Source organism: Alienimonas sp. DA493, from assembly GCF_043951915.1.
Classification (GTDB): Bacteria; Planctomycetota; Planctomycetia; order Planctomycetales; family Planctomycetaceae; genus Alienimonas.
On record NZ_JBINJD010000072.1, the window covers coordinates 1 to 24330 of the forward strand.

Annotated in this window: 27 protein-coding genes; 20 read left to right on the forward strand and 7 right to left on the reverse strand. The window is 71.3% G+C overall.

Annotation, left to right across the window (positions count from 1 at the left end; translation table 11 throughout):
• Positions 1 to 116: 116 nt before the first annotated feature.
• The gene (gene rpsT / locus ACG2DA_RS12370; protein ID WP_395256004.1) at positions 117 to 386 is read right to left on the reverse strand and encodes a 30S ribosomal protein S20; all 270 of its coding nucleotides are present in this window, start codon (positions 384 to 386) and stop codon (positions 117 to 119) included.
• A 250-nt stretch (positions 387 to 636) separates the two neighbouring features.
• On the opposite strand from rpsT, the gene ACG2DA_RS12375 reads away from it, so the two are divergent.
• The 9 genes from ACG2DA_RS12375 to ACG2DA_RS12415 all read left to right on the forward strand — a co-directional run bounded on the left by ACG2DA_RS12375 (position 637) and on the right by ACG2DA_RS12415 (position 7920).
• Positions 637 to 978, forward strand: coding sequence for a DUF3467 domain-containing protein (locus tag ACG2DA_RS12375; RefSeq protein ID WP_395256005.1), 342 nt, complete (start codon positions 637 to 639; stop codon positions 976 to 978).
• Positions 979 to 1077: 99 nt separating this feature from the next.
• Positions 1078 to 1518, forward strand: coding sequence for a hypothetical protein (locus tag ACG2DA_RS12380; protein WP_395256006.1), 441 nt, complete (start codon positions 1078 to 1080; stop codon positions 1516 to 1518).
• A gap of 320 nt (positions 1519 to 1838) precedes the next feature.
• Positions 1839 to 2933 carry a sigma-70 family RNA polymerase sigma factor gene (locus ACG2DA_RS12385; protein WP_395256008.1) on the forward strand — a complete coding sequence of 365 codons (1095 nt, stop codon included), beginning with the start codon at positions 1839 to 1841 and terminating at the stop codon, positions 2931 to 2933.
• 166 nt (positions 2934 to 3099) lie between these two features.
• The gene (locus ACG2DA_RS12390; RefSeq protein WP_395256009.1) at positions 3100 to 3783 is read left to right on the forward strand and encodes a hypothetical protein; all 684 of its coding nucleotides are present in this window, start codon (positions 3100 to 3102) and stop codon (positions 3781 to 3783) included.
• A gap of 72 nt (positions 3784 to 3855) precedes the next feature.
• On the forward strand, positions 3856 to 4980 hold the full coding sequence (locus ACG2DA_RS12395) for a right-handed parallel beta-helix repeat-containing protein (RefSeq protein ID WP_395256010.1): 1125 nt from the start codon (positions 3856 to 3858) through the stop codon (positions 4978 to 4980).
• 33 nt (positions 4981 to 5013) lie between these two features.
• Entirely contained in the window at positions 5014 to 5718 is a 705-nt protein-coding gene (locus ACG2DA_RS12400) for a Uma2 family endonuclease (protein WP_395256011.1), read from the forward strand.
• Complete coding sequence (locus tag ACG2DA_RS12405) at positions 5715 to 6473, forward strand: DUF429 domain-containing protein (protein ID WP_395256012.1); 759 nt, start codon at positions 5715 to 5717, stop codon at positions 6471 to 6473. Before ACG2DA_RS12400 ends, ACG2DA_RS12405 begins: the two co-directional genes overlap by 4 nt.
• 61 nt (positions 6474 to 6534) lie before the next feature.
• Entirely contained in the window at positions 6535 to 7494 is a 960-nt protein-coding gene (locus ACG2DA_RS12410; protein ID WP_395256013.1) for an AhpC/TSA family protein, read from the forward strand.
• 99 nt (positions 7495 to 7593) lie between these two features.
• On the forward strand, positions 7594 to 7920 hold the full coding sequence (locus ACG2DA_RS12415; RefSeq protein ID WP_395256014.1) for a VOC family protein: 327 nt from the start codon (positions 7594 to 7596) through the stop codon (positions 7918 to 7920).
• 19 nt (positions 7921 to 7939) lie between these two features.
• Here the strand turns inward: ACG2DA_RS12415 and ACG2DA_RS12420 are convergent, their stop codons facing one another.
• The 5 genes from ACG2DA_RS12420 to ACG2DA_RS12440 all read right to left on the reverse strand — a co-directional run bounded on the left by ACG2DA_RS12420 (position 7940) and on the right by ACG2DA_RS12440 (position 11250).
• Positions 7940 to 8350 (reverse strand): toll/interleukin-1 receptor domain-containing protein, encoded by a 411-nt coding sequence (locus tag ACG2DA_RS12420; protein WP_395256015.1) that lies wholly within the window; start codon positions 8348 to 8350, stop codon positions 7940 to 7942.
• Positions 8340 to 8822, reverse strand: coding sequence for a toll/interleukin-1 receptor domain-containing protein (locus ACG2DA_RS12425; RefSeq protein WP_395256017.1), 483 nt, complete (start codon positions 8820 to 8822; stop codon positions 8340 to 8342). Before ACG2DA_RS12425 ends, ACG2DA_RS12420 begins: the two co-directional genes overlap by 11 nt.
• An 88-nt stretch (positions 8823 to 8910) precedes the next feature.
• Positions 8911 to 9258, reverse strand: coding sequence for a hypothetical protein (locus ACG2DA_RS12430; RefSeq protein WP_395256018.1), 348 nt, complete (start codon positions 9256 to 9258; stop codon positions 8911 to 8913).
• Between the two features lie 488 nt (positions 9259 to 9746).
• The gene (locus tag ACG2DA_RS12435) at positions 9747 to 10550 is read right to left on the reverse strand and encodes a creatininase family protein (protein WP_395256019.1); all 804 of its coding nucleotides are present in this window, start codon (positions 10548 to 10550) and stop codon (positions 9747 to 9749) included.
• A 43-nt stretch (positions 10551 to 10593) separates the two neighbouring features.
• The gene (locus ACG2DA_RS12440; RefSeq protein WP_395256020.1) at positions 10594 to 11250 is read right to left on the reverse strand and encodes a phosphorylase; all 657 of its coding nucleotides are present in this window, start codon (positions 11248 to 11250) and stop codon (positions 10594 to 10596) included.
• Positions 11251 to 11318: 68 nt separating this feature from the next.
• Between ACG2DA_RS12440 and ACG2DA_RS12445 the strand changes: the two genes are divergently transcribed.
• From ACG2DA_RS12445 to ACG2DA_RS12460, 4 genes are all read left to right on the forward strand, one after another.
• The gene (locus ACG2DA_RS12445; RefSeq protein WP_395256022.1) at positions 11319 to 12227 is read left to right on the forward strand and encodes an alpha/beta hydrolase; all 909 of its coding nucleotides are present in this window, start codon (positions 11319 to 11321) and stop codon (positions 12225 to 12227) included.
• Between the two features lie 43 nt (positions 12228 to 12270).
• Positions 12271 to 13254, forward strand: coding sequence for an alpha/beta hydrolase (locus ACG2DA_RS12450; protein WP_395256023.1), 984 nt, complete (start codon positions 12271 to 12273; stop codon positions 13252 to 13254).
• Between the two features lie 91 nt (positions 13255 to 13345).
• Positions 13346 to 14029, forward strand: coding sequence for a mechanosensitive ion channel family protein (locus tag ACG2DA_RS12455; protein WP_395256024.1), 684 nt, complete (start codon positions 13346 to 13348; stop codon positions 14027 to 14029).
• Positions 14030 to 14146: 117 nt separating this feature from the next.
• Positions 14147 to 14350, forward strand: a complete 204-nt coding sequence (locus tag ACG2DA_RS12460; protein ID WP_395256025.1) for a hypothetical protein — start codon at positions 14147 to 14149, stop codon at positions 14348 to 14350.
• A 226-nt stretch (positions 14351 to 14576) separates the two neighbouring features.
• Here the strand turns inward: ACG2DA_RS12460 and ACG2DA_RS12465 are convergent, their stop codons facing one another.
• Positions 14577 to 15956 carry a sulfatase gene (locus tag ACG2DA_RS12465; protein ID WP_395256026.1) on the reverse strand — a complete coding sequence of 460 codons (1380 nt, stop codon included), beginning with the start codon at positions 15954 to 15956 and terminating at the stop codon, positions 14577 to 14579.
• 256 nt (positions 15957 to 16212) lie between these two features.
• Between ACG2DA_RS12465 and rpsD the strand changes: the two genes are divergently transcribed.
• The 7 genes from rpsD to ACG2DA_RS12500 all read left to right on the forward strand — a co-directional run bounded on the left by rpsD (position 16213) and on the right by ACG2DA_RS12500 (position 24271).
• Complete coding sequence (gene rpsD / locus ACG2DA_RS12470; protein WP_395256027.1) at positions 16213 to 16821, forward strand: 30S ribosomal protein S4; 609 nt, start codon at positions 16213 to 16215, stop codon at positions 16819 to 16821.
• 92 nt (positions 16822 to 16913) lie between these two features.
• Positions 16914 to 17834 (forward strand): hypothetical protein, encoded by a 921-nt coding sequence (locus tag ACG2DA_RS12475; RefSeq protein ID WP_395256028.1) that lies wholly within the window; start codon positions 16914 to 16916, stop codon positions 17832 to 17834.
• Positions 17831 to 18733 carry a hypothetical protein gene (locus ACG2DA_RS12480; RefSeq protein WP_395256029.1) on the forward strand — a complete coding sequence of 301 codons (903 nt, stop codon included), beginning with the start codon at positions 17831 to 17833 and terminating at the stop codon, positions 18731 to 18733. Before ACG2DA_RS12475 ends, ACG2DA_RS12480 begins: the two co-directional genes overlap by 4 nt.
• 143 nt (positions 18734 to 18876) lie before the next feature.
• A complete protein-coding gene (locus ACG2DA_RS12485; protein ID WP_395256031.1) occupies positions 18877 to 19572 on the forward strand; it encodes an adenylate kinase family protein in 696 nt (231 codons plus the stop codon).
• 159 nt (positions 19573 to 19731) lie between these two features.
• A complete protein-coding gene (locus tag ACG2DA_RS12490; RefSeq protein ID WP_395256032.1) occupies positions 19732 to 21129 on the forward strand; it encodes a rhomboid family intramembrane serine protease in 1398 nt (465 codons plus the stop codon).
• Between the two features lie 383 nt (positions 21130 to 21512).
• A complete protein-coding gene (locus ACG2DA_RS12495) occupies positions 21513 to 23567 on the forward strand; it encodes an ABC transporter ATP-binding protein (RefSeq protein WP_395256033.1) in 2055 nt (684 codons plus the stop codon).
• A 131-nt stretch (positions 23568 to 23698) separates the two neighbouring features.
• Positions 23699 to 24271, forward strand: coding sequence for a hypothetical protein (locus tag ACG2DA_RS12500; RefSeq protein ID WP_395256034.1), 573 nt, complete (start codon positions 23699 to 23701; stop codon positions 24269 to 24271).
• Positions 24272 to 24330 lie beyond the last annotated feature (59 nt).

Genomic DNA, 24330 nt, shown 5'->3' on the forward strand with positions numbered 1-24330 from the left:
GCGCCGGGGCCGCGAAGGCAGAACCACGCGGCGGCTCCTTCGCCCCGGCGCACGAAAACGCCCGCCGCGGGGGGCGGCGGGCGTTCGATGCTGCTGCGGGCCGCGGGCGGCGGGGCTCAGCCCTCGGCGAGGGCGGCGTTGAGCTTCTTGGCCAGCCGGCTCTTCAGGCGGGCGGCCTTGTTCTTGTGGATCAGGCCGCGGCCGGCGGAGATGTCCAGGTGCCGCATCGCCTTCTTCACGTCGTCGGCGGCCTCGGCCGGCTGCTCCTCGACCGCGACGCGGGCCTTCTTCAGGTCGGTCCGCAGGGCGCTGCGGTTCGACCGGTTCACCAACCGCCGCTTCTGGCTCTTGCGGAGGGCCTTCTTGGCGCTGGGAGAGTTGGGCATCGGGAGCGGAAACGGCGGGGCGAAACGAGACGGGCGCGGCGCCGGGTCGGGCGGGCCGGAACGGGGGGATCGCGGAGTCTATGCAGCCCGCCCCGGGCAATCCAGTCCGACGCCCTGCCATCGAGACGCCGTGCCATCGAAAGGAGACGACGGCCGACGGGGGCGTTCCGTTCCGCGTTGCCGCCGCGGCGCCCCGCCGGTATGACGGACTTCTCCCCGTTTCGATCGAGCCCCGCACCGGACGCCCCCGATGAGCAGCGACGCCCTCCCCCCGGATCCCGAAGCCGACGCCGGGGACGCGCCCGAACAGAAACGCGTCAACGTCCAGTTCGACGACAGCGGCGCCGCGGTCTGCTACGCCAACTTCTGCCGCGTCTCCCGCAGTCCGGAGGAGATCATCCTCGACGTCGGCCTGAACCCGCACCCCGGCGGCGGCGTCCCGGCCAAGGTGGACGTCTCCCAGCGGATCGTGATGAACCCCTTCACCGCCAAGCGCCTGCTGGGGGCGCTGAACGTCGCCCTCCGCCAGCACGAGCAAACCTTCGGCGAGGTGCAGGTCGACGTCCGCAAACGCGTCGTCAATCAGGGCTGAAGCGGAGATCGCCAGACCAAGCCGTCAAGAACCAAGCGGGGCACGTTGCGTCGCCGTCGCGCAGTTGGTTCTTGACCTCTTGGTTCTTGGAACTTCCCCGTGTCAGACGCCACCGCCCTGCTCGTTCAGGCCGCCGCGACCCTGCCGCTGGTCGGGCTGATCTGGACGGTGCAGCTCGTGCACTACCCGTTGTTCGACGGCGTGGGGGCGGAGGGGTTCGCGGAGTACGAACGGCGCCACACCGTCCGCATCACCTGGATCGTGGCGCCGCTGATGTTGGCAGAACTGGCCGTCAGCGGCTGGCTGGCGCTGCGCGTCCCCGAGGGCGTGCCGGCGTGGCAGTGCTGGCTCAGGGCGGCGCTGACGGCGGGGATCTGGCTGTCGACCTCCTTTCTGCAGGTCCCCCGCCACAAGGAACTCGCCGCGGGTTTCGCCCCCGCCGCCCACGCGGCGCTGGTGGGAACGAACTGGATTCGCACCGGTCTGTGGACCGCCCGCGGGATTCTGACGCTGGCGATGCTCGCCGCCCGCATGACCTGAACCCGCGACATTTGTTGTTGCAACAGGTATAATGCCCGTTCCAACGGGGGATTCCCTCACCCCGTCACGCGGAAGTCGCTCCCGACGACGTGATTGGCAACCCTCGCCGCCCCGCGTATCGTCAGCACAGCGGTGAACGATTTGGACGTTTCGACGCCGATTCACCGCGGGACCGACCGGACGCCAGCGAGCCGGTCGCTCGATACACGCCCCGCGGGGGCGGCTCGGGCGGCGGGACCGGGGGCGTCGGCCGCGGCCGCGGACCCGCTCCGGGGGGCTTCCCCCCGGACGCCAGCCTCCCCCTGAACGGACTGCCTGTCATGCCCGCCGCTCGCACCGCGACGCAGACCTCCCCCCAGGCCGCGTCTCCCCAGAACCGAGGCCGGACGGATCGCGGCGGGACCGGGCGGACGCCCGTCAATCGCCTCCCCCGGCAGACCCGCCTCCCCCGGCAGACTCGCCTGCCGGCGGCAGACGCCGCGGAGGGGGCGCCGACGGCGGTCGATCCGGAGTCGAAGGCCGGTCGGCAGGCCCGGGCCGCCGCGGTGCTGAAGGCGAAGTGCGACTTCATCGACAATCCGGAGTTCGCCGACCCGGCGGTCCAGAAGGAGATCCTCGCCACCCCGCTGATCGAGGAGGGCGCCGTCGCCCGCCGGGCCCGTCGGCCCGAGGGGCTGCCGAACTACCTCGCCGGGCTGTACGAGGTCCCGCTGCTGACGCCCAAGCACGAGGCGGCGCTGTTCCGCAAAATGAACTTCCTGAAGTGGAAGGCCGCCGGCCTGCGGGAGAGCCTCTCCCCGCACCGCCCCGGCAAGAAGAAGCTGGCCGAGATCGAGTTCCTTCTCGCCGAGGCGAAGACGACCCGCAACCGCATCGCCCGCTGCAATCTGCGGCTGGTGGTCAGCATCGCCCGCAAGTTCGCCGACCAGAACGTCTCCTTCGACGAGTTCGTCTCCGAGGGCAACGTCGCCCTGATGAACGCCGTCGCCAAGTTCGACTACGGCCGCGGCTTCCGCTTCTCCACCTACGCCACCCACGCGATCCGCCGGGCCTACTACCGCATGGTCCAGCAGCGGGGCCGGCGGAACAGCCGGATGGTGCTGGGCACCGGGGAGATCATCTCCGAGAGCCCGCACGAGCACGAGGAACGGCACCTCAACGAGGGCCAGTACGCCGACTTCCAGCGCCTGATGGCCAAGGCCGCCGGCGAGCTGGACGAACGGGAGCGGATGATCCTCACCGCCCGCTTCGGCCTGGAGGAAAGCGAGGGCGTCCAGACGTTGCAGGTCGTCGCCGGGCAGCTCGGCATCTGCAAGGAGCGGGTCCGCCAGCTCCAGAACCGGGCGATCGGCAAACTGCGGGAACTCGCCGAGGAGATGCGGATCGAGGCCCCGGAGCTCGTCGCCCCGCACTGATCCTCCGCACTGCCCCCGCGCACCGGGTCCTGGCGAATCCCGCGTCGCCTGCCGGGCCCGGGCCACCGTTCCGTCCGCACGGGGGGCTGGTGATCTCCCGCTAGTGCGGTCGTGCGGAATCGGGGACGATGCCGCCTCGCCCCGGACTCGTCCCTGTCGCTCGCCCATGTTGCTCGCTCATCGATTGTTCCTCGCCGCGGTCGCCTGTTTGGTCGCCGCGGCCGTGGTGGGGGTGACGTCATGGTCCGCCCAGGGGCCGCTGCCGGGGGACGTGGCCGTCACGAAGGCGCTGCAATCGCTGTTCGGGGCGGAGCCGGGCTGGGCGGAGTGGCTCACCTCCACGGCGAAGCCGCCGCTGGTCTGGCTGACGCTGCTCTGCGGGGCCGGGCTGGGCTGGGTGAAGGCCGGCTGGCGGGGGGCGGCGGCCGTGCCGGCGGTGTTCCTGCTGGTCCGGTTGATGGATTTGGGGCTGCGGGCGGGGATCTACGTGCCGAAGCCGACGCCGGAGTTCGTGCCGATCGCCTCGGCGAGCGACTCCTCCGGGCTGCCCTCGACCTTCGGTCTGGTGTTCGGGGCCGCGTTCGGGGCGGCGCTGCTGTTCCCGCGGACCGTCTCCAAGCCGCAGGCCGTGACGGCGACGGTCGTCGCCGCCCTGCTGCTGATCGCCGGGGCCTGCTGCCGGATCGTGCTGGGCGGGCACTGGCTCAGTCAGATGGTCGCCAGTCTGGCGGCGGCGGGGGGCGTCACGCTGGCGGTCGGCTGGGTGATCTGGGCCTGGCGCCCGCCCACGGAAACGGTCCTGGCGACGGAGCCGACGCCGAGCGACGAGGATCTGCTCGAACCGACCTGACGGTCGGACCGGGTTGAACGCCCGCCGGAGGCGGCGGATGCTCGGGCGTTCGCCCGCCCCGGAGGTTCCGCCGTGTTCGCCGTTCGCGCCGTGTTTCGCTGCCTCGCCGTCGCCGCGGCGGTTCTCCCAACCGGCCTGCCCGCCGCGGCCGAGGTGACGACGGTCGACTCCGACGCCGCCCTCCGCCGGGCCCTCGCCGCCGCCGGGCCGGGGGACACGGTGCGGGTGCGGCCGGGCGAGTACGCCGGCGGGTTCGAGTGGTCCCCCCGCGGCGAGCCGGGCCGCCCGGTCACGCTGACCGGCGACGACCCCGCCGACCCGCCGACGTTCCGCGGCGGGAACTCCGGCATCAAACTGACCCGCCCGGCCCATGCGGTCTTGAGTGATCTGATCTTCGCGGGGGCCTCCGGCAACGGGTTGAATGCGGACGACGGCGGCGACCGCGACGCCCCGGCCGGGCCGCTGACGCTCCGCCGGGTGACGGTGCGGGACAGCGGCGGCCCGGCCGACGAACGCCGAAACCTGGACGGTTTCAAGCTGTCCGGCGTCGATGGCCTGCGGATGCACGACTGCGTCGCCGAACGCTGGGGCGGCGGCGGTCAGGGGATCGACCTGGTCGGCTGCCACGACGCCGCGATCCGCCGCTGCCGGATCGACGGCGGCGGCGCCTCCGGCATCGGTCTGCAGGCGAAGGGCGGGTGCCGCGACGTGCTGTTCGAGAACTGCCGCGTCGAGGGCGTGACCGAACGCGGCGTGAACCTGGGCGGGTCGACCGGGCTGGCCTTCTTCCGCCCGCCGAACGCCCCGTACGAGGCCGCCGCCGTGACGGTGCGGAGCTGCGACCTGATCGGCGGCGCCGCCGCGGTGGCCTTCGTCGGCTCCGACGGCGGCCGGGTCGAGGGCTGCACGCTGCGGGACCAGACCCGCTTCCCCTTCCGCATCCTCAAGGAGAACGACGCGGCCCACATGATCGACACCCGCGGCGGCGCGATCGTGGGGAACGTGATCGTCTGGGAGGCCGGCAGCGTGTGGACGCGGGTGAACGTCGGCCCCGGCACGGCGCCGGAGACGTTTCGGTTCGAGGACAACGTCTGGGTCAACGCCGCCGCCCCGGCCCGCAGCCGCCTCGGCGACCTGCCGGCGCCCGAGACCGGCGCCGACTACGGCGTCGTCCCGCCGGGTCTTGAACCGCGGTAGACTCAACGTCCTCGTTCTCGATCGTCGACTCGCATGTCCGCCCTCGCCGACCCGCCGGCCCTCGCCCCGCCTCGGCTCGCGTCCGTCGACTCGACGCCGCCGCCCGGCACCCGATTTGTGTTGGAAGGCGTGAACTGGGCGACGTACGTCCGCCTCGCGGACGCCCCGGGCAACGACCGGTTCAAGTTCACGTTCGACGAGCCGACCGGCCGGCTGGAGATCGAGATGCCGAACGGCTTTCTGCACGAATCCGCCTCCGCCACCCTCGCCCTTCTGGTCTCGACGTTCGCCCGGGAGTTCGGCATCCGTACGAAAGCGTCCGGTTCGCTTTCGCTCCGCCGGCGCCGCCGCGGCGGGGCGGACGCGGACGAGTCGTTCTATATCAGCTCGTTCGACCGGCTGCCGGCCCCGCGGACGAACCTGCTGGACCTTGAACGGGACCTGCCGCCGGACCTCGTCATTGAGGTCGACGTGACCAGCCCCGGTGTGGCGAAGCTGCCGATCTACGCTCGGCTCGGCGTCAAAGAGGTGTGGGTGTGGGCGGAGGGCGCCCTCGCCTGCCATCGCCTGAACGACGCGGGGGAGTACGAGACTGCGTCCGACAGCGGCGAACTGCCCGGGTTCCCGCTGGCCTTCGCGGCGGAGTTGCTCCGCGAACGGCCGGACGCCGCCGACGGCGAGCTGCAGGACGCCCTGATCGAACGGCTGCGGGCGGACCGGGCCGGGGCGGCCGGGTGACGGTCGCGCTGCTGGGGTTCGATTGCTCCACGAACCCGAAGAAGGCCGGGGCGGCCCGGGGCACGTGGGACGGGGAGCGGGCGACGATTGAGGAAGCGTTCGCCGGGACCGCGGACGCGGCGGGCGTGTTGGGGCGGTGGATGGACGACCGTCCGACCGGGCGGCCGGCGGTCGTGGCGTTCGACGCCCCGCTCGGCTGGCCGGCGGCGCTGGGGGCGACGCTGGTCGTCCACGCCGCCGGCGAGCCGCTGCCGCACGCCGCCAACCGGTTGTTCCGCCGGGCCACGGACGACTTCGTCCACCGCACGCTGGGCAAGCGGCCGTTGGACGTCGGGGCCGACCGCATCGCCCGCACCGCCGCGTTCGCCCTGGGCGTCGCCGGGGAACTGCGGGCCGGGCGGGAGCTTCCCCTGCTCCGCGAGCCCGGGCCGCCGGCCGACGGCGGGGCGGGGCTAATCGAGGTCTACCCCGCGGCGACGCTGCGGAGCCGCGGGCTCGCCTTGGCGGGGTACAAGGGAACGGACCGGGCCAAGACGGCCGCCACCCGCACCGCGTTGGCGGATCGGCTGGCCGAGGACGCGTCGCTGGCCTGCGGGCGGGAGGCGTTGATCGCCTCCGACGACGCTTTCGACGCCGCGGTCTGCGTGCTCGCCGCGGCGGATTTCGTCGCCGGCCGCGTGCATCCCCCGCCGGCGGACCTGTCTGCGGAGACTCTGCGGCGGGAAGGCTGGATCTGGTTCGGTCCGCCGGGGTGAGGGACGAACCCGGGGACGCGACGGCGTTACGATGGCAGCGCCCCTGATCGGTCGCCTCCGTATGCGTTCGCCCCGCGCCCCCCGCCCGACCGCCGCCCCGTGGATGGGGCCCGTGCTGGTCGCGGCGGGCGTCTACAACCTGCTGTGGGGGGCCGCGGTCGTGCTGCTGCCGGTTGGGTGGACGGTCGGCTGGACCGGGGTGGAGGTGGGGAACCCGGCGTTCTGGCGCTGCCTGGGGATGGTCGTGGGGGTCTACGGCGTGGGCTATCTGTGCGCCGCCCGCGACCCGCTGCGGCACTGGCCGATCGTGCTGGTGGGCTTTCTGGGCAAACTGCTGGGGCCGATCGGCTTTCTGTGGGGGGCGCTGCGGGGCGAACTGCCGTGGGCGATGGGGGTGCACAACCTCGGCAACGACCTGATCTGGTGGGTTCCGTTCGCCGTGATCCTGTACCGAGCCGCGGACCGGCACGCGTTCGGTTCCCAGACGTTCGGCGACGGTCCGCCGACGGAGCGGTCCTGGCCGGAGGCGGCCGCGGCGGTCGTCGATCAGCGGGGCGAGTCGCTGGCCTCGCACCTGCATCGCGGCCCCGTGCTGCTGTTGGCCGTGCGGCACTCCGGCTGCGTGTACTGCCGGGCGGAACTGGCCGACCTGGCCAGGAACCGGCGGCGGATCGAATCGGCCGGCGTGCGGCCGGCGATTCTCACGATGAGCGACGCCGAAACCGCCGCGAAACGGGCGGCCCGGGCGGGGCTCGACGACCTGCCCCGCTTTTCCGACCCGCACCGCACCGTCTACCGGGCGCTGGGGCTGGGCCGCGGCACCGCCCGGGAGCTGTTCTCGCCGACGGTCTGGGCGAAGGGGCTGGCGCCGTTCCTGAAGCACGGCCTCGGCCGGATGGATGGCGACGGCTTTCAGATGGGCGGGGCCTTTCTGCTGAGCGAGAATGGCGTGCTGACCTCCCACGTCGCCCGCAACGCCGCCGACGCCCCGGACCTGCCGGCCCTCGCCCAGGCGCCGTGAACCGCCCGCGCTTCGTCCGCCCGAACGGGTGCGACGCCTGTCGGCGACGGCGAAGCGGGTAGACTGGTTCCCCGTTCGTCCCCTTTTTCGGTTCGTCTCATGCCCGCCGCCGTCCCGACCCTCGACCGTCTGCACCACGTCGCCGTGGAGGCGGACGATATCGAAACCGCCGTCGAGTGGTATCAGGAGCACTTCTCCTGCCGGGTCGCCTACCAGGACGACACCTGGGCGCTGCTGAAGTTCGCTAACGTGAGCCTGGCCCTGGTGACCCCGGGTCAGCACCCCCCGCACCTGGGTTTCGTGCACCCGGAGGCGGCGAAGTTCGGCGAACTCAAACCGCACCGCGACGGCACCGAGAGCCTGTACCTCTCCGACCCCCACGGCAACGCGGTCGAATTACTGAGCACCAAAGGGATCGACGAGTGAGACTGTCGCCGCTGGGCCTTCAGCTTGGCCGATAGCCAAGCCCCCAAACACGCATCAGGTCCGGGCCGGCGACTTTCAAGCCCCGTTTGCAATCGACGAACTGCATGGCGCCGAGCGTCCAGGAGAGGGCGTCGTAGTCACATTCTCGTCGCAGCAGCGGAACGATCCGTCCGTCGAATCGATTCTGGCGTAGGGCGAACTGCAACTCCCGTTTGACCCACATGGAGTTCACCGCATCCGGCGAAAGCACCAGCACGAACCAGTCGCAGCGGGCGAGTGCGGCGCCAATCTCGTCATGCCACTGCTGAGCCCCGACGATTTCCGTGCCGCTGTACCAGACCGGGACGCCGTGTCGACGCAGGAGTTCGGCGAGGTCCTTCACGAACTCACGGTCGGCGCTGCTGTGAGACAGAAAGACCTCAGCCGGCATCGGCAGTCTTCGCGGTCAGCGTCGCGTTGGCCTCAGACGTTCCCGCGGCGCTGTCCTTGAGCATTGCCGTCACTTCACGGAATGCCGCTTCCTCGCTGTCAGCTCCGTCCGTCATCCGTACGAGCGGAAACCGTCGCAGCACCCAGGGAAAGCGCTCGGATTGCGGGTCCGCTCCCGCGGTAAAGACTGGGATTAAGCGATTTGCATAGCGTTTCTGGCCGAGAGCGAACGCGAGATCGGACTGCACCCGCTCGGAATCTAACGCCGCCGGCGAAAGCAGCGGAATCATGGCGTCGGACTGCTCCAACGCCTCAGCGTATTTCGCTGCCCAGTTGTCGCCGGGATAAATCTCGTCGCCGGTCCATACCTGGTGTCCGGCTCGTCTCAGCGCGGCGGCGGCTCGATGAGCAAGCGCCTCGTCCGCTGCGACGTGACTGATGAGGACGTTCAACGAGTCGGCGGGTTTGGACATCATCAATGACATGATACAGCCCGTCAGGCGGGGACTGTACCCCTTGCCTGACGGGCTGGATCGAGAACGCTCGGACTAATTCTTTCCCCTACGCCGCGGCTCGTCTCAGGGTCGCGCGGTTGGTGTGGCGGGTGAGGGCGTCCAGCCGTTTGGCGACGGTGTGGCGGGCCCGCAGCAGGGCGTCGGCGGCGGCTGCGGCGGGGGTGGCCCCGGTGGCCTTCACCACCACCGCCTTGCCGCGATTCAGCGCCACCCGGACCGTGCACCGCAGGTCCGGCCCATGATGGGCGTCGCCGCCCCGCACGACGACCTCCGCCGACTGCACCGAGCGCCCGAACCGGCCGAGCAGGCGATCCGCCTTCTCTTCGAGCTGATTCGCGACCGACCGCAACTGCGGCGTCCGCGGGAGGTGGTGCAGGGAAACTTCGGTCCGCATCGGAAAACTCCGAATCAGGAAGCAGGACAGGGGGAACCGCACGCCGCACGTCGCGGCGGCGGGAACGCACGGAGCGCGCGTCGCCGCAAACGGGCCGCGTCGGCCCGTCGCTCATCACTCAGTTCCGGCCGCGCAGCGGCGACCGGCCGGCGACGCCGTTCGCTTCAGGCGAAAGGCCTCGCCGGTGACCGTGACGGGTTTAACGTCGGAGACGTCCGCCCGGTTCAAACGACCGCGTAGGTCGGGCGGGGGACCAGAGAGCCCCGCAGGCGGGGCGGGAAGAATCGCCGCGGTTCGGCGGCGAAGCCGGCAGTTGACAGTGACAGAGCCGCATCGTCTCTCCCGGGGTCGGTGAGGAACGCTCGTCGCGGCGAGCGCGCTCCCGGGGGGAGCGTCGATCGCCATGCACCACTTTCCACCCTGCGGACGCCGCGTCAAGGGCCTATCGGGCCTCCGGAAAACCCGGGCGGGATCGTCTCCGTCGTTCCTCAGTCGGCCGTCTCTTCATCGGCGAACGGGAAGGCGGCGGTCTCCGGGGCCGCGGCGAGTTCGTGGACCGCCTTGGCCAGCCGGTCGCTGACCAGCTCGAACAGCCGGGCGCCCTTCTCGGCGCTGGCCGGGTGCGGGTCGCCGTCGCCGGTGGCGGTGGTCAGCAGGTCCCAGCGGCGGCTGATCTGCACCACCCCGTCGCGGACGCTTTGCAGGGCGATCTCCCGCGTCGCCCCGGCGTCGGCCCGCAGGGAGCCGTCGTCGTTCCGCACCACCAGGTCCGGGCGGAGGTGCATCATTAACGAGGTCTCCGTGTCGTCCGCGTGGCTGCCGGGGGCGAGATTCAATTCCTCCCGCGCCCCGTCCGCCGCGGGGCCGAACCAGTCGCAGAGGAAGAGATGCACCGGGGTCTGCTCCATCAACTCGCGCAGGGCGAACTTCAGATTGTTCCCGCCATGGCCGTTGACGATGAGAAGCCGCTCCACGCCGGCGTCCGTGAGCGAGCCGCACAGGTCCCGCAGCACGGCGAGCTGCGTGCTGGGGTGCATGTTGAGGGCCAGCGGGCAGCGTTTCATATTGGTCTGCGTGCCGAACGGCACGCCGGGCAACAGCACGACGTTCGCCCCCCGTTCGTGGGCGATCCGGCAGGCCCGGTCGGCGAGGGCCTCCACCTGATAATTATCGGTCCCGTGCGGCAGATGGAGGTTGTGCGGCTCCGTCGCCCCCCACGGCAGCACGGCGAGATCGAACCGCGTTTCGCGGGTTTCCTGGTAGGTGAGTTCGGAGAGGCGCCAGGGGGACATGTTTTGAAGGCGGAGGGGAGGAGGGCGGAAGGCGGATGTGGAGTTAGCCGCGACCGGAGGGAGCGTTTCCCTCGGTCGCGGCGAATTGTGCGGTGAGAGAGGCCGCGAGGTTCGCCGAGCACCGTTTTGACGTGCGGGCCAGCCGAATTAAATCGCCGATCAGCGTCGGCCGGCGCAGCAGCGCTCCGGCGCAACCCAGGCTCGAACCCTCTCCGGCGGCGTACCGCAAAAACGGTTCGAGCCCCGCCGGCAGGTCGTCGTCGGCGGCGTCGGTGACGACCTTTACCGCGGCGAAGGGGACGCCGGCCTCGGCACAGGCGGCGGCGACGCCGGCGGCCTCCATGTCGACGACCGCCGCCCCGGTCCGCTCCCGCAGCGCGGCCTTGTCGGCGGCGGAGAGCAGCGGGGCGTCGACGGTGGCCAGCAACGCCGCCGGTTCGCCCGGTGGTTCGGCGTCGAATTGCTCGCCGTCCGGGGCGAGGACGGCGTGGGCGGAAACCACGTCGCCGGCCGTCAGCGCCGAGTCGAGCCCGCCGCCGTAGCCGATCGAGACCACCCGCCGCGGCCGCAGCCAGCCGATCGCGTCCGCGGCCGCCGCCTCGGCCCGCCGCCGGCCGACCCCGCCGGCGATCATGCGGACCTCCCGCAGCGGGCCGCTTTGCGGCGGCAACTCGCGCTGCAACGCGGAAATCAGCAGCACGGGGCCGTCGGGATCGAACATCCGCCCACGCTAACGCATCGGCCGGGGCCCCCGTTATCGTTCCGGGCATGATCGCCGCCGCTTTGCTTCCCGCCCTGCTGCTCGCCCCGCCGGTCGAACTGATGGGGAACCCCGCCGAGAACGCCGTCGTCCTCCCGCTGTGGGACGCCGTCGAGGTGCCCGAAGGCATTCCCGCCGGGCTCGCCGGCGGCGAGGCGCCGACGCTCTCCATTCACAAGCCGGAGACCCCCAACGGCACGGCGATCGTCGTCTGCCCCGGCGGCGGGTACGGCACCCTGGCGACCGGCCATGAGGGCAAAGAGGTCGCCGCGTGGCTGAACTCCAAGGGGATCACCGCCGGCGTGCTGCGGTATCGGGTCAGCCCGAACCGGCACCCGGCCCCGCTGCTGGACGTCCAGCGCGGCATCCGGCTGATGCGGAAGCACGCGAAGGAGTACGGCGTCGACCCGGCGAAGGTCGGCGTGCTGGGCTTCTCCGCCGGCGGACACCTCGCCGCGTCCGCCGCCACGCTCCACACGGACGAGGCCCGCGAGCTGAACCCCCTCGCCGACGCCGACCCGCTGGCGGAGGCCGTCTCTGCCCGGCCGGACTTCGCGGTGATGATCTACCCGGTGATCACCTTCACCGGCGACGTGGCCCACCGCGGCAGCGCCCGCAACCTGCTGGGCCCCGACGCGACGGACGAGCAATACGAAACGTTCTCCCTGCAGAACCGGGTGACGGCGGAGACGTCCCCGTCCTTCCTCGTCGCCACCAACGAGGACGCCGGCGTCCCGCCCGAAAACAGCGTGCTGTTCTGGCAGGCCTGCCGGGCGGCTGGGGTGCCGGCGGAGCTGCATGTCTACCAGAACGGCCGGCACGGCTTCGGGCTGGGCGACGCCAAGGGCCGCGGCGGCCCGGACTGGACCGGCGCCTGCGAGAAGTGGATGCAGGGCCGCGGTTTGCTGGGCGAGTGACCTTCGCCGCCTGAACCCCTTTCCGCTCCCGGTTCGACCCGCAATGCTCGCCGCCCTACTGCCCGCCCTGCTGGTTCCCGCGCTCGCCGCCCCGCCGGTGGAGTTGATGGGGTCGCCCGCCGAGGGCGCCGTCGTCCTGCCGTTGTGGGAAGGCGTGACGACCGCGGACGGCTCGATCCCCGGCGGGCTGGCCGACGACGCCGACGCCCCGACGCTGGCGATTCACACGCCGCAGACCCCCAACGGCACGGCGGTGATCGTCTGCCCCGGCGGCGGTTACGTGACCCTCGCCACTGGCCACGAGGGCAAAGACGTGGCGGCGTGGCTGAACGAACGCGGCGTGACCGCCGCGGTGCTGCGGTATCGGGTGAAGAAGCAGGTCCCCGGCCCGCTGCACCCGGCCCCGCTGCTGGACGTCCAGCGCGGCATCCGGCTGATGCGGAAGCACGCCCGGGAGTACGGCGTCGATCCGCAGAAGGTCGGCGTGCTGGGCTTCTCCGCCGGCGGACACCTCGCCGCGTCCGCCGCCACCCTGCACACGGACGCGGCCCGCGAGCTGAACCCCCTCGCCACGGCCGACCCGCTGGCCGATACGGTTTCCGCCCGGCCGGACTTCGCGGTGATGATTTATCCCCGCATCACCTACATCCAGCCGGAGGGGCTTCGCGAGATCCCCCGGCTGGCCGGCAACGGCGGGAACCTGTTCGGCGGGGAGGCGACGGAGGAACAACTCGCCGGGCTCTCCCTGCAAACGCAGGTGACGGCGGAGACGCCGCCCTGCTTCCTGGTCGCCACCAACGGGGACGCGGGCGTGCCGGCGGAGAACAGCGTGCTGTTCTGGCGGGCCTGTCGGGCGGCGAACGTTCCCGCGGAGCTGCACGTGTTCGACCAGGGCGGGCACGGCTGGGGCATGGGCGGCCCCGCCAGCGAGGCCCGCGGCAACCCCGGGCCGGACTGGACCGGGCTGTGCGCCGACTGGATGACCGGCCGCGGGCTACTCGCCGGGGCCGCCGACGGGGCGGAATGACGAATGTCGAATGAGGAATGACGAACGGGGCGGTACGGTGGGCGACGCCTCGCCGGGTTCGTCATTCGTCATTCCTCATTCGTCATTCCCAATGCTGCTCCAAGTTGACGCCGACCGCGAACCGAACGTCGCCGAACCCCCGGTCGACCCGACCGTCGCCGACCCGACGCCCGTGGACGCCGCCGAGGGGGCCCACGACCCGCTGAGCGCCGGGGGGAAGATGTGGAACGAGTTCCGGACCGACCTGTGGGAGTTCCTGCCCTGGCTGGGGGCGGCGATCGCGATCTTCCTGGCGTTCTGGCTGCTGGCGGTGATCTTCCGCGGCGTGACGAGCCGGCTGGCGGCGTCGCGGGGCGTGGACAGGTCGTTGGGCCGGCTGCTGGCCAAGGGGGTGTACGTCACGCTGCTGGTGACGGGGGCCCTCGTCGCGCTGGAGACCGCCGGCATCGACATGACCGCCGCGATCGCCGGGCTGGGGCTGACCGGCTTCGCGCTCGGCTTCGCGTTGAAGGACATCGTCTCCAACCTGATCGCCGGGGTGCTGATCGTCCTTTATAAGCCCTTCGACGAGGGCGACACGGTCAAGTGCGGCGGCTTCGAGGGCGTCGTGAAGCGGATCGACCTCCGCTACACCTTCATGGTGAACGGCGACGACGACATCTTCCTGCCCAACAGCAAGCTGTTCACCGACCCGATCGTGGTCGTCGGCGGCACCAGCTCCACGGACATGCGCCCGGAAACCGCCGGCAAACCCTCGCCCCCGCCCCCGGCGTGACGCGACCGGCCCCTCCACGATGATTCCCGACTTCCGCGACGACGGCTACCTCTCCGAAGGCGTCCACGCGGCCGTCGAACCGGACGGCCGCCGCAAAGGCGTCGTGGAGGTCCTCCTGTGATTCAAACCCGTGACGAATACGACAAGGCCGAGGCCGAACTCCGAGACCGCGAAGCGCGGCTGGAGCGGTTGCGACGCGACCACCCCGTCGGCGAGAAGGGGGTCGTCAAAGCCGGCGTTCGCAAGTTGATCGCCCGGCTGAACGAAGAACTGGCCGTGTTCGAGGGCAGCGAAGAAGCCCGATCGGCGCCCACCGCCTGAGCGTGTCCCGGTTCGCCGTCACCGTGAGTGCAAGGCTCGATGGCTCGTAGCGGCGGCATCCTGCCGCCGTCCGCGAGCGCCGTGAGCGGAAGCCTTGAACTGAAGCCGCGTCGAGAGTCGGCGGCTGGAAGCCGCCGCTACGGCGCTCCGCGGTCCGCTCGATGCGGCGCGTGTGAAGGGCCGCGCCGCCTCACGGCGACGGCGAACCGGGGGAGGCGTCAGCGCGTTACGGCGTCAGCAGCGTCGGTTCGCCGTAGACCTTGCGTTGGTCGCCGGTCTCGTCCATCCAGGCTTCCACGGCGGCCCGCATCGCCTTCAGGCGCTCCGCGTGGGCCGGGTCGGCGGCGAGGTTGTTCCACTCCGTCGGGTCCGCCTGCAGGTCGTACAGCTCCTCGGCGGGGCGCTGTTGATAACGCTTCACCTTCTCCGCGGCGGCGGGGACGGTCTCCGCCTTCTTCTCCCAGCTCGGCCAGTAGCCGGTGTCCCGGTGCTTTTCGGTCACGTGGGAGGTGAATTTGAATTCCGGGTGCAGGTTGAGGATGTATTTATATCGGCCGTCCCGCAGGCTGCGGGAGGGGTAGACGTTGATGCTCCCGTCGCCGCTGTGCGTGGCGAAGACGCGGTCGCGGTGCGTCTCCGTTTCGCCCCTCAGCACGGGCAGAAAGGAGCGGCCGTCGAGACCGTCCGTCCCGGCCTGCTGCTGCGGGTCGCCGCCGGCGGCGTCGACCAAGGTGGGCAGGATGTCGACCCAGGTGACCATCGCGTCGGTCCGCACGTCGGGCTCGATCTTGCCGGGCCAGACGGCGATCAGCGGCGTCCGCAGGCCGTCGTCGTACAGGTTCCACTTCCCGAACGGCCACTGGGCGCCGTGGTCGCTGGTGTGCACGAACAGGGTGTTCTCGCCGAGGACCTCGTAGGCGGCGTCGAACGTCCGGCCGAGTTCGTCGTCCATGGTCAACACGGCCTGATAGTACTTCGCCCGGGCCTGCCGCGTTTTCGGGGTGTGGACGTGCGTCTCCGGGATTTTGATCGCCTGCGGATCCACGTCCTTCGGGTTCGGCCAGGGTACGTGCGGCCAGTTGGTGCCGACGAACAGGCAGAGCGGGCGGTCGTCGGTGCGGTTCCTCAGCCACGCGATCGCCTCGTCCACGGCGACGTCGTCGTGGTAATTGAAGTGCCTGGCGACGTCGAAGCCGTAGTCCCGCACCTGCCGGTAGTGGGCCACCTTGCCGAACGAGACGACCTGATAGCCGAGGTCGTGGAAGTACGCCGGCAGCTTTTTGATCTCCGGCCGCGGACGGGAGTGGTTCGGCTCGGCGCCGTTGCGGGCGGGCAGCAGGCCGGTCAGCAGGGCGGCCCGGCTGGGGGCGCAGCTGGGCGAGACGACGAACGCCCGGTCGAAGGTCATGCCCTTCGAGGCGACCCGCTCCATCTGCGGGGTCTTCAGGTCCGTCGAGCCGTACAGGGAGGAGTCGGTCAGCGTGTGGTCGTCGGAGAGAAACACGACGACGTGCGGCCGCTCCGCCGCCGGCGCGGCCGGGGGGGCGAAGCCGGCGCAGAGCGCCGGGAGCAGGGCGAGCAGGCGGATCACGGGCGAGCGTTTCATTGACGAATCCTGACGGCGACGAACGACGCCCCCAGCTTCCCCTCCGCCCCGCCGCCGAACAAGCTGCGGGCGCCGGTCGGCCGGCCGCCGCGCCGCGGAACCGGGGCGGGCGGGGAAGTGGGCGGGAAAGTCGGTTGAACCGTTGCTTCCCCCCCGATACTCTCCCCGACCCGCGCGACCGCCGCGGCTCCCGACCCCGGTCTAGATGGGCCGGCGTCGACTCTTCTTCTCGTTCTGTCCCCGCTTCGCTGCACCCATGGGTCGTTACACCGGACCGAAGGCCCGTATCAACCGTCGGCTCGGGTTCCAGGTGTACGAAGACGCCGGGGCTCGCAAGGCGTTCGACCGCCGTCCGAACCCGCCCGGCCCCCCGGCTCGGCGGCGGAAGGTCTCGAACTACGGCCTGGCCCTGATCGAGAAGCAGAAGATCAAGTACTACTACGGCCTGCGGGAGAAGCAGCTCCGCACGCTGTTCGACAAAGCCCGCCGGATGCCCGGCAACACGGGCGAAAACCTGCTCACGCTCTGCGAGCGGCGCCTGGACAACGTCGTCCGCCGCAGCGGCATGACCCTGACCCGCCCGCAGGCCCGCCAGGGCATCGCCCACCGCCACTTCCAGGTGAACGGCCGCACGGTCAAGACGCCCTCCATCCTGGTGCGTCCCGGCGACATCATCACCGTCCGCAACCGGCCGAACCTGAAGCGGATGTACGAGGGCGTCGCCGGCAGCGACGTCACCCAGCGGGCCGAGTTCCTCAGCTTCGACCAGTCCGGCCCCCGCATCACCGTCACCGCGATGCCGGACTTCGGCGACGTCAGCCTGCCGGTCGACGTCGGCTCCGTCGTCGCCTTCCTGAGCCGCTAACGCTCGGGTTCGCCGTCTATCACCGCCCGAGCCGGACGCCTCCGCGTCCGGCTCGGGTTGTGTTGTGACGGTGCCAAAGAGAAGCTCACATCGTGGTCGCACCCCGAGAGACGCTGCGAACGATCCTGACGCCGTGGTGCGTGGCGCTGGCCGTCCTGGGGATTGCGGAAGCGGCGTTCGTCGGGCGACTTCTCGAGGGGCAGGACCGGTCCGGCTGGTCCGGAACGGACGTGTCGGTGTGGGTGACAGACGGACCGCTCCGCCGTGCGGTCGCCGTTCAATGGACGTCTGAGTTCGTCGACGACCCGGCACCCAGTTGGGAGGAAGAGGGCGGGGCGATGGGGGTGTACTGGATCCGCGGCGGCGGGAATCCCGTCGACGGCACGCCGCCGGCGCGGGGACGGCCGCCGGGGGCCGTGGTCCAGTACGCCTCGGTGCAGGTTGGTCTGCTCTGGTGTCTCGGCCTGCCGGTGCTGGGGTCGATCCTCCTCCTCTGGCGCTCCGTGCGGCGGCGGGCCGCACGCCCCGACGAGGCCGACGCCGGACGGCGGCCCGGCCCGCTCTGGCGGCTGGCGCGACCGTGGGTCTGGACGTTCGCCCCGGTCGGCCTGCTGCTGGTGATCGGCGGGGGCGAGCAGGACGACGCCTACACGCGGGCGCTCGGTTTGCCGCCCTTCTCCGCCCAGGTCTCGCCCGCCGCCCCGAGCGCGCAGCCGACGCGATCCCTGTTCGTGTGGCAGTCGGAGACCGTCCCGGCGCCGGCCGGGCGGGAAGCGGAACCGACGACGGAGACCATCCTGTGGGGCGATCCGCGGTGGGGGGTGAGCGGCAAGCGCTACCGGTCGAGCTGGACGATGCGCCGGGCCGCCTACTTTCATCACGTGCGCGGGATTCTGCTGAGCGTCTGGTGGCTGATCGCCGTCGCGGCGGCGGGCAACGCCGTCACGCTGGTGGGGCTGGCCCGCAGCAACCGCCTGGCCCGGCGGGGAGCCGCGGCGGGGACGGCCGGATGAGAGCGTTCCTCGAACTCGCTGGCGCCCTGTTGCGGCCGTGGGCCGTCGCGGCGGCGGCGCTGGCGGTCGCTGCGGCCGCGTTCCAGCCGCGGCCGACCGGGCATGAGCGGGGCCTGCTCCAGTACGGAGTGGGCTTCTCCGTCGGGGCCGCCGAGGGTTGGTCGGGGCGGGCGCTGTCGTTCGCCTGGGACTCTTGGCCGGCCGAGGGCGAGGAGGTGCATTGGATCGTGACCGGCGGCGACTACGGCGTGCTGTGGACCTACGGCGGGTGGGGTTTGCCGTCGCGTCGCCACGGGCCGTTGGGGACGCGGGTCCGGGGAGCGTCGATCGGGTTCCTCTCGTTGCACGCCGAGTTGCTGTGGTGGCTCGGCGTGCCGCTGATCGGCTCGGCGGTCGGCGTCTGGCGGCTGCATCAGCGCCGCACGGAGGGCGTCCACGAACCCGCCGACGGCCCCGGCCTGCCGTGGCGGCTGGCCCGGCCGTGGGTGTGGCTGTTCGCCCCGCTCGGCGTCGCGCTGGTCGTCCTCGGCGGGGAGCCGTGGACGGTGGGGGATCACCGCACGCTGGACTATTCGGAGCGCTTCGTGGAGTTCGCCCGGGACGAAGCCGACGGGCCGCCGGGGCGGGCGCTGGTCCTGCGGGAGGTCGCGCTGACGGAGGTCTCTTGGGGCGTGCCGGAGTCGCTGGAGCCGCTCGGCCGGATGGAGACGGTCGAACTACCGGGCGTCGCGGCGGACTGGAGCGTCTCGCACGTGATGTACAGCGACATCGGGAACGTGGTGGTCTCCAAGCGGCGGGCGGCCCTCAGCGTTTGGTGGTTGGTCGCCGTCGCGGCAGTATTCAACTTCTTCACGCTGGGGCGGCTGGTCCGGCAGCGGGGGAACGTGCGGTCCGCCTGACCCAGCGATCGGCTCGACCCATCGGCGCTAATCGAAGTGGGACGCAGCGCCCCAGTTCGACCCCGCTGGCGGGGGCCGGGGGACGCCCCGGGTGGTAGGGTGCCCGCTTCCTGACCCGCCCGCCGCCGCCCTCCCGCGCCCCGATGCCCGACGCCCCCGCCCGCCCCGGCGAACGCCACCGCGCCGAAGACCGCCGCCGTTTCCCCGCCGCGTTGCTGTTCGGCGCCCCCGGCGTCGGCAAGGGCACCCAGGGCAGCATTCTGGCCCGGATCCCCGGCTTCTTTCATCTGAGCAGCGGCGACATCTTCCGCTCGATCGACCTCGGCGGGGAGGACGGCCGCGAGATCACCCGGCACATCTCCCGCGGCGACCTCGTCCCGGACGAGCTGACGGTCAAGGTCTGGCGGCGGGCGCTGGACGCGCACATGTTCCTCTCCAGCTTCAAGCCGCGGGAGGACCTGCTGATCCTCGACGGCATCCCCCGCAACGTGCACCAGGCGCAGATGCTCCAGGAGCACGTCGAGGTGAAGGCGCTGATCCACCTCGAATGCACCGACACCGAGGCGATGGTCACCCGCCTCCGCCGCCGGGCCCTGCGGGAGGGGCGGGTGGACGACGCCAACGAGGAGATCATCCGCCACCGCTACGAGGTCTACCGCCAGGCCACCGCCCCGGTCAGCGAGTTCTACCCCGACGAGGTGATCCACCGGCTGGACGCCATCGGCAGCCCGGCGGCGATCCTCCGCCGGATTCTGGACGTGCTGGTGCCCATCCAGGACGCCGTCTTCGCCGCCCCGGAGCAGGCCGCCGAGGGCGAAACGCCCGCGCCGGGAGTCTGACGGGGGACGAGATTCTCCCCTCTCCCGGGAGGGCGAGGGGGGAACGGACCGGTCGTCGCCCACGCCGGCCGACCGCCGCCGCTTGACGCGGCCGGCGTGATCCGCCGCAATCGGCGGACGTTCTGACGGCAGCTCCCGGTTCGTGCGAGGCCCGCGGCGATGTTCATCCCGGTCGGCACCGACGCGCCGATCTACCACTTCCCCTTCGCCACGATCTTCGTGGCGGTCGTCAACGTGGCGGCCCACGTCTGGCTGGGGCAGGTCGACCCGGACACGTTCGGCCTCAGCGAGACGAAGCAGGACTGGTCGCTCTGGTTCGGCGAGGGCCTGCATCCGCTCCAGTGGGTCACCAGCTGCTTCCTGCACGCCGGCTGGCTGCACCTGATCGGCAACCTCGTGTTCCTGTGGGGGTTCGGGATCATCGTCGAGGGAAAGCTCGGCTGGTGGCGCTTCCTGCTGCTCTACGTCGCCATCGGGGCGACCGCCTGCGGGATCGAACAGGCGATCCTGCTGCCCGGCTGGCTGACCGACATGCCCCGGGCGGAGATGGAGGAGGTCCTCGTCGAACGCGGCGAGGACCCGGAGGAGGTGGAAGAGGCCCTCGACCTGATCGGCTACCCGGACCACATCGTCGCCCTGGGCGCCAGCGGGGCGATCTTCGGGCTGATGGCGATCAGCATGGTTTGGGCGCCGAAGAACGACCTGGACATCCTCTGGATCATTTGGATTCGAGGGGACGTCGTCTCGATGTCGATCCTGACCTACTGCGGGTTCTCGATCACCTGGGAGATCCTGCTGCTCTCGATCCAGGCCGCCGCGCTGGGGGTGGAGTACGCCGTCAGCAGCGCCTTCCTGCACACGATGGGGGCGGTCGTCGGCGGGGCGGCGGGCGTGGCGCTGCTCAAGCTCGGCTGGGTGGACTGCGAAAACTGGGACCTGTTCGCCGTGCTGAAGGGCACGCACGGCAACCGGGACGAGTTCGAATTGAAACGCTCCACCTACCAGCGGGAACTGACCGTCCCCACGCAGACCGCCAGCGGCACGGGCGCGGTGGCGCCCGGGGACGCCCTGCCGGACGCCGCCCCGGAGCGGCCCGCCCGCCGGAGGAAGGCGAAGAAGAAACGCCGGAAGGTCGACACCTTCGCCCGGCTGCGGAAACACCTCGACGCCGGCGACGGCATCAGCGCGTTGGGGGAGTGGGAAACGCTGATCGGCAGTCGGCCGAAGCTGGTCCCGCCGGAGCCGGACCTGTTCGCCCTCGCCGAGGCCGTCGATAAAGCGAATTTCCCCTCCGAGGCCGCGGAATTGTTCGCCCTGTACTTACGGTCCTACCCGAAGCCCAAACCCGACGAACCGCCGCCGGCGGAGGGGGAGGAGCCGCGGCCGTACGACGCCGCCCACGCCGGCGTGATCCGCCTGCGGGCCGCCCGCCGCCTGCTGGAGCGCCCCGGCCGCCGGTCTCAGGCGGCCACGCTGCTGCGGGGCGTCGACGGCGACGCGCTCTCGCCCAAGCAGCGGCAAATGCTCGACAAGCTCACCGCCGCCGCCGCGGGGTGAGGGCATTTTGTAACTCCCCTCATCCCCCTTTTGGGGGAGAGGGGCTGGGGGTGAGGGGGCGGCGGCGCCCGCATGCCGTTCCCCGTCCGCCGTGCTCTCCCACCAGCCAGTCGCCGCAGGGAGCGGGAGCGGGCGAACCATTCGCTCACCCTCACCCCCGGCCCCTCTCCCTGAGGGAGAGGGGAGAAGAGAACGGCGAAACGTTCTCGGCGTTTGCAGACCGCGTCTCCCCTCGCCCCCCTCTTGGGGGAGAGGGGTCGGGGGTGAGGGGGCAACGGCGCCCGCATGCCGTTCCCCGTCCGCCGCGCTCTCCCGCCGCCCCTCACGGCGGAGAACGGATCGTGCGGTTGCCGCTCGGCCGCCCGGGGGAATGATGCCCGGCGATGCGCACGTCTCCCCCGTCTTCTTCCCCGCCCCCCGCCGGCTCCCGCTCCGGCCGCCCCAGCCGGGTGCGGTTCGAGGAGTACCGCCGCGACCTGTTCAAAGACCGCAAGCGGTCCGACGACGCCCGGCCGGGGCGCCCGGGAAGGGAGCGTCCCGCCGCGACGCGGCACCGGAAGAACGCGGAGCCCCGCAACCGCTCCGCCAAGGCCCTGGCGCTGGCGTTCTGGTCGCAGATTCGCGGGCACCGGGGGGAGATCGCTTTCGCCCTGTCCACGCTGACGGTCAGCACGCTGCTGGGCCTGATCCCGCCGGCGGCGACGAAGTTCGTCATCGACAGCGTCCTCGGCGACACCCCGCTGCCCGCCTGGATCACCGATTCCGTCGACCTGCCGGCCCCCACGACGCCGGAGGGGCGGATCAACCTGCTGTGGGTGATCGTCGGGGCGGTGCTGGCGGTCAGCTTTATCAAGGTGGGCATCGCCCTGTGGGGCCGCTGGTTCGCCACCCGGGCCAACAAGCGGGTGCAGATGAGCGTCCGCAAACGGGTGTTCGAACACGCGGTGCGGCTGCCGCTCCACCGCGTGCAGGACCTCAAAAGCGGCGGCATCGCCAGCGTGCTGCGGAACGACAGCGGCAGCGTGGGCGATTTGATCTTCAACGGCGTTTATAACCCGTGGCGGGCGGTCGTTCAGTTGGTCGGTTCGCTGGTCATCCTGGCCTTCGTGGACTGGCGGCTGCTGGCCGGGGCGGTGGCGCTGATGCCGGTGATCTGGGTCACGCATAAAACCTGGATCGACCGCATCCGCCCCCAGTGGCGGGCCGTTCGCAACACCCGCGAGGACGTCGACGCCCAGGCCACCGAGAGCTTCGGCGGGATGCGCGTCGTCCGGGCCTTTTCCCGTCAGAAGGCCGAGACCCGCCGCAACATGACCGGCCAACACCTCATGGGCCGGCAGGAGCTGCACGTCTGGTGGTGGATGCGGATTATTGAAGTGGTCTGGGAGACCCTCATCCCCGCCGCCAGCGCCGGGCTGCTGGCCTACGGCGGCTATCAGGTGGTTCGGGGCGAGTTGACGCTGGGCGAACTGATGATGTTCCTCACCTATTTATTGCTCCTGTTGGAGCCGATCGCCGTGCTGGCGAACAGCGCCACGCAGCTGCAAAACGGCCTGAGCGCCCTCGACCGGGTGATGGACATTTTGGAAGAGGATCGGGACTTCGCCGTGCCCCCCGAGCCGGCGGAGTTGGACCGGGACCGAGTCCGGGGCCGGATTGAATTTGAGGACGTCACCTTCCGCTACCCCGCCGGCCGGCGGAGCAAGGAGGCCGCGGAGGGGGAGACGGGGGACCAATTAGAAACGGCGTTGGAGGACGTGAACCTCGTCGCCGAGCCGGGCGGCACGGTGGCGCTGGTCGGTCGCAGCGGGGCCGGCAAGACGACGCTGTGCAATCTCGTCGCCCGCTTCTTCGACCCGACCGAGGGCCGCGTGACCCTCGACGGGACCGACCTGCGGGAGTTCGACGTCGAAAAATACCGCACGCTGTTGGGCGTGGTGGAGCAGGACGTGTTCCTGTTCGACGGCACGGTCGCGGACAACATCGCCTACGCCCGCCCGGACGCCACGCTCGCCGACGTGGAGGCCGCCGCCGAGGCCGCCAACGCCGCGGAATTTATCCGCAAGATGCCCGACGGCTTGAACACGCTGATCGGCGAGCGCGGCGTCAAACTCTCCGGCGGTCAGCGCCAGCGACTGGCGATCGCCCGGGCGATTCTGGCGGACCCGAAGATCCTGATTTTGGACGAGGCGACCAGCAATCTCGACACCGAGAGCGAACGCCTGATTCAAAGCGCTCTGGCGGAACTGATGGAGGGCCGGACGAGCTTCGTGATCGCCCACCGCCTCAGCACGATCCGCGACGCGGACCAGATCGTCGTGCTGGAGCACGGCCGCGTCACCGAGACCGGCACCCATGAGGAACTCATGCTGAAAGGCGGCCGCTACGCGGACATGGTCGTCCTCCAAACCGAAGGCAACGACGCCGTGCTGGCGTGAGGGGCGGGTCTGTCGCCGGGCGGGGGAGCCGGAGGCCTCGAGCCGCCCTGTCGAGCCGTCCCGGTGGTGCCGTGGGCTGGCGTCGCTACGATCCCGGCCCCCCGCTCCTTCCCGCCCCGCCGCCCGCCGCCATGAATAAAACGCTGCTCGTCCTCCTGTTTATCTCCGGGGCCGCCCTGACCTGGGGCACGTACGTGCCGAGCATCCACGTGGCGGCGGGGGACCCGAAGGTCGGGCTGCACAGCAACCTGCGGGCGTTTCTGTTCGTGGGCGTGGCCTACTTCCTGACCGCGGTGCTGATCCCGCTGGCGCTGATCTGGGCGAACGCCGACCCCACCGCCCGGCCGACGGCGAACTGGAACGCGGCCGGCATCCGCTGGGGCATCATCGCCGGCTGCCTGGGGGCCGCCGGGGCGCTGTGCGTGATCTTCGCCGTGACCGCCTCCAAGGGCGGGATGGGGCCGCTGTACGTCGCCCCGCTGGTGTTCGCCGGGGCGCCGATCGTCAACACGATCGCCACGCTGGTCTACTTCCACCCGGTCAAAACGCTGCCGGACTGGAAGTTCTTTGCCGGCCTGGTGCTGGCCGCGGTCGGGGCGGTGATGGTGATGCTGTTCAAGCCGGTCGACAAACCCGACGCCCCCGCGACCGCCGCCCAGGTGGAAGAGGCCTCCGCCGTCGGCGAAACCGCGGCGCTACCCTGAACGGGGCGTTCCCCCCTCGCCCCCTTTTGGGGGAGAGGGGTCGGGGGTGAGGGGGCAGC

Excerpts from the sequence above, each read along its gene's own strand:
- rpsT (WP_395256004.1), bottom strand. The coding sequence starts at position 386 with ATGCCCAACTCTCCCAGCGCCAAGAAGGCCCTCCGCAAGAGCCAGAAG.
- ACG2DA_RS12375 (WP_395256005.1), top strand. The coding sequence starts at position 637 with ATGAGCAGCGACGCCCTCCCCCCGGATCCCGAAGCCGACGCCGGGGAC.
- ACG2DA_RS12385 (WP_395256008.1), top strand. The coding sequence starts at position 1,839 with ATGCCCGCCGCTCGCACCGCGACGCAGACCTCCCCCCAGGCCGCGTCT.
- ACG2DA_RS12390 (WP_395256009.1), top strand. The coding sequence starts at position 3,100 with ATGTTGCTCGCTCATCGATTGTTCCTCGCCGCGGTCGCCTGTTTGGTC.
- ACG2DA_RS12400 (WP_395256011.1), top strand. The coding sequence starts at position 5,014 with ATGTCCGCCCTCGCCGACCCGCCGGCCCTCGCCCCGCCTCGGCTCGCG.
- ACG2DA_RS12410 (WP_395256013.1), top strand. The coding sequence starts at position 6,535 with ATGCGTTCGCCCCGCGCCCCCCGCCCGACCGCCGCCCCGTGGATGGGG.
- ACG2DA_RS12415 (WP_395256014.1), top strand. The coding sequence starts at position 7,594 with ATGCCCGCCGCCGTCCCGACCCTCGACCGTCTGCACCACGTCGCCGTG.
- ACG2DA_RS12420 (WP_395256015.1), bottom strand. The coding sequence starts at position 8,350 with ATGCCGGCTGAGGTCTTTCTGTCTCACAGCAGCGCCGACCGTGAGTTC.
- ACG2DA_RS12425 (WP_395256017.1), bottom strand. The coding sequence starts at position 8,822 with ATGTCCAAACCCGCCGACTCGTTGAACGTCCTCATCAGTCACGTCGCA.
- ACG2DA_RS12430 (WP_395256018.1), bottom strand. The coding sequence starts at position 9,258 with ATGCGGACCGAAGTTTCCCTGCACCACCTCCCGCGGACGCCGCAGTTG.
- ACG2DA_RS12435 (WP_395256019.1), bottom strand. The coding sequence starts at position 10,550 with ATGTCCCCCTGGCGCCTCTCCGAACTCACCTACCAGGAAACCCGCGAA.
- ACG2DA_RS12445 (WP_395256022.1), top strand. The coding sequence starts at position 11,319 with ATGATCGCCGCCGCTTTGCTTCCCGCCCTGCTGCTCGCCCCGCCGGTC.
- ACG2DA_RS12450 (WP_395256023.1), top strand. The coding sequence starts at position 12,271 with ATGCTCGCCGCCCTACTGCCCGCCCTGCTGGTTCCCGCGCTCGCCGCC.
- ACG2DA_RS12455 (WP_395256024.1), top strand. The coding sequence starts at position 13,346 with ATGCTGCTCCAAGTTGACGCCGACCGCGAACCGAACGTCGCCGAACCC.
- ACG2DA_RS12465 (WP_395256026.1), bottom strand. The coding sequence starts at position 15,956 with ATGAAACGCTCGCCCGTGATCCGCCTGCTCGCCCTGCTCCCGGCGCTC.
- rpsD (WP_395256027.1), top strand. The coding sequence starts at position 16,213 with ATGGGTCGTTACACCGGACCGAAGGCCCGTATCAACCGTCGGCTCGGG.
- ACG2DA_RS12480 (WP_395256029.1), top strand. The coding sequence starts at position 17,831 with ATGAGAGCGTTCCTCGAACTCGCTGGCGCCCTGTTGCGGCCGTGGGCC.
- ACG2DA_RS12485 (WP_395256031.1), top strand. The coding sequence starts at position 18,877 with ATGCCCGACGCCCCCGCCCGCCCCGGCGAACGCCACCGCGCCGAAGAC.
- ACG2DA_RS12490 (WP_395256032.1), top strand. The coding sequence starts at position 19,732 with ATGTTCATCCCGGTCGGCACCGACGCGCCGATCTACCACTTCCCCTTC.
- ACG2DA_RS12495 (WP_395256033.1), top strand. The coding sequence starts at position 21,513 with ATGCGCACGTCTCCCCCGTCTTCTTCCCCGCCCCCCGCCGGCTCCCGC.
- ACG2DA_RS12500 (WP_395256034.1), top strand. The coding sequence starts at position 23,699 with ATGAATAAAACGCTGCTCGTCCTCCTGTTTATCTCCGGGGCCGCCCTG.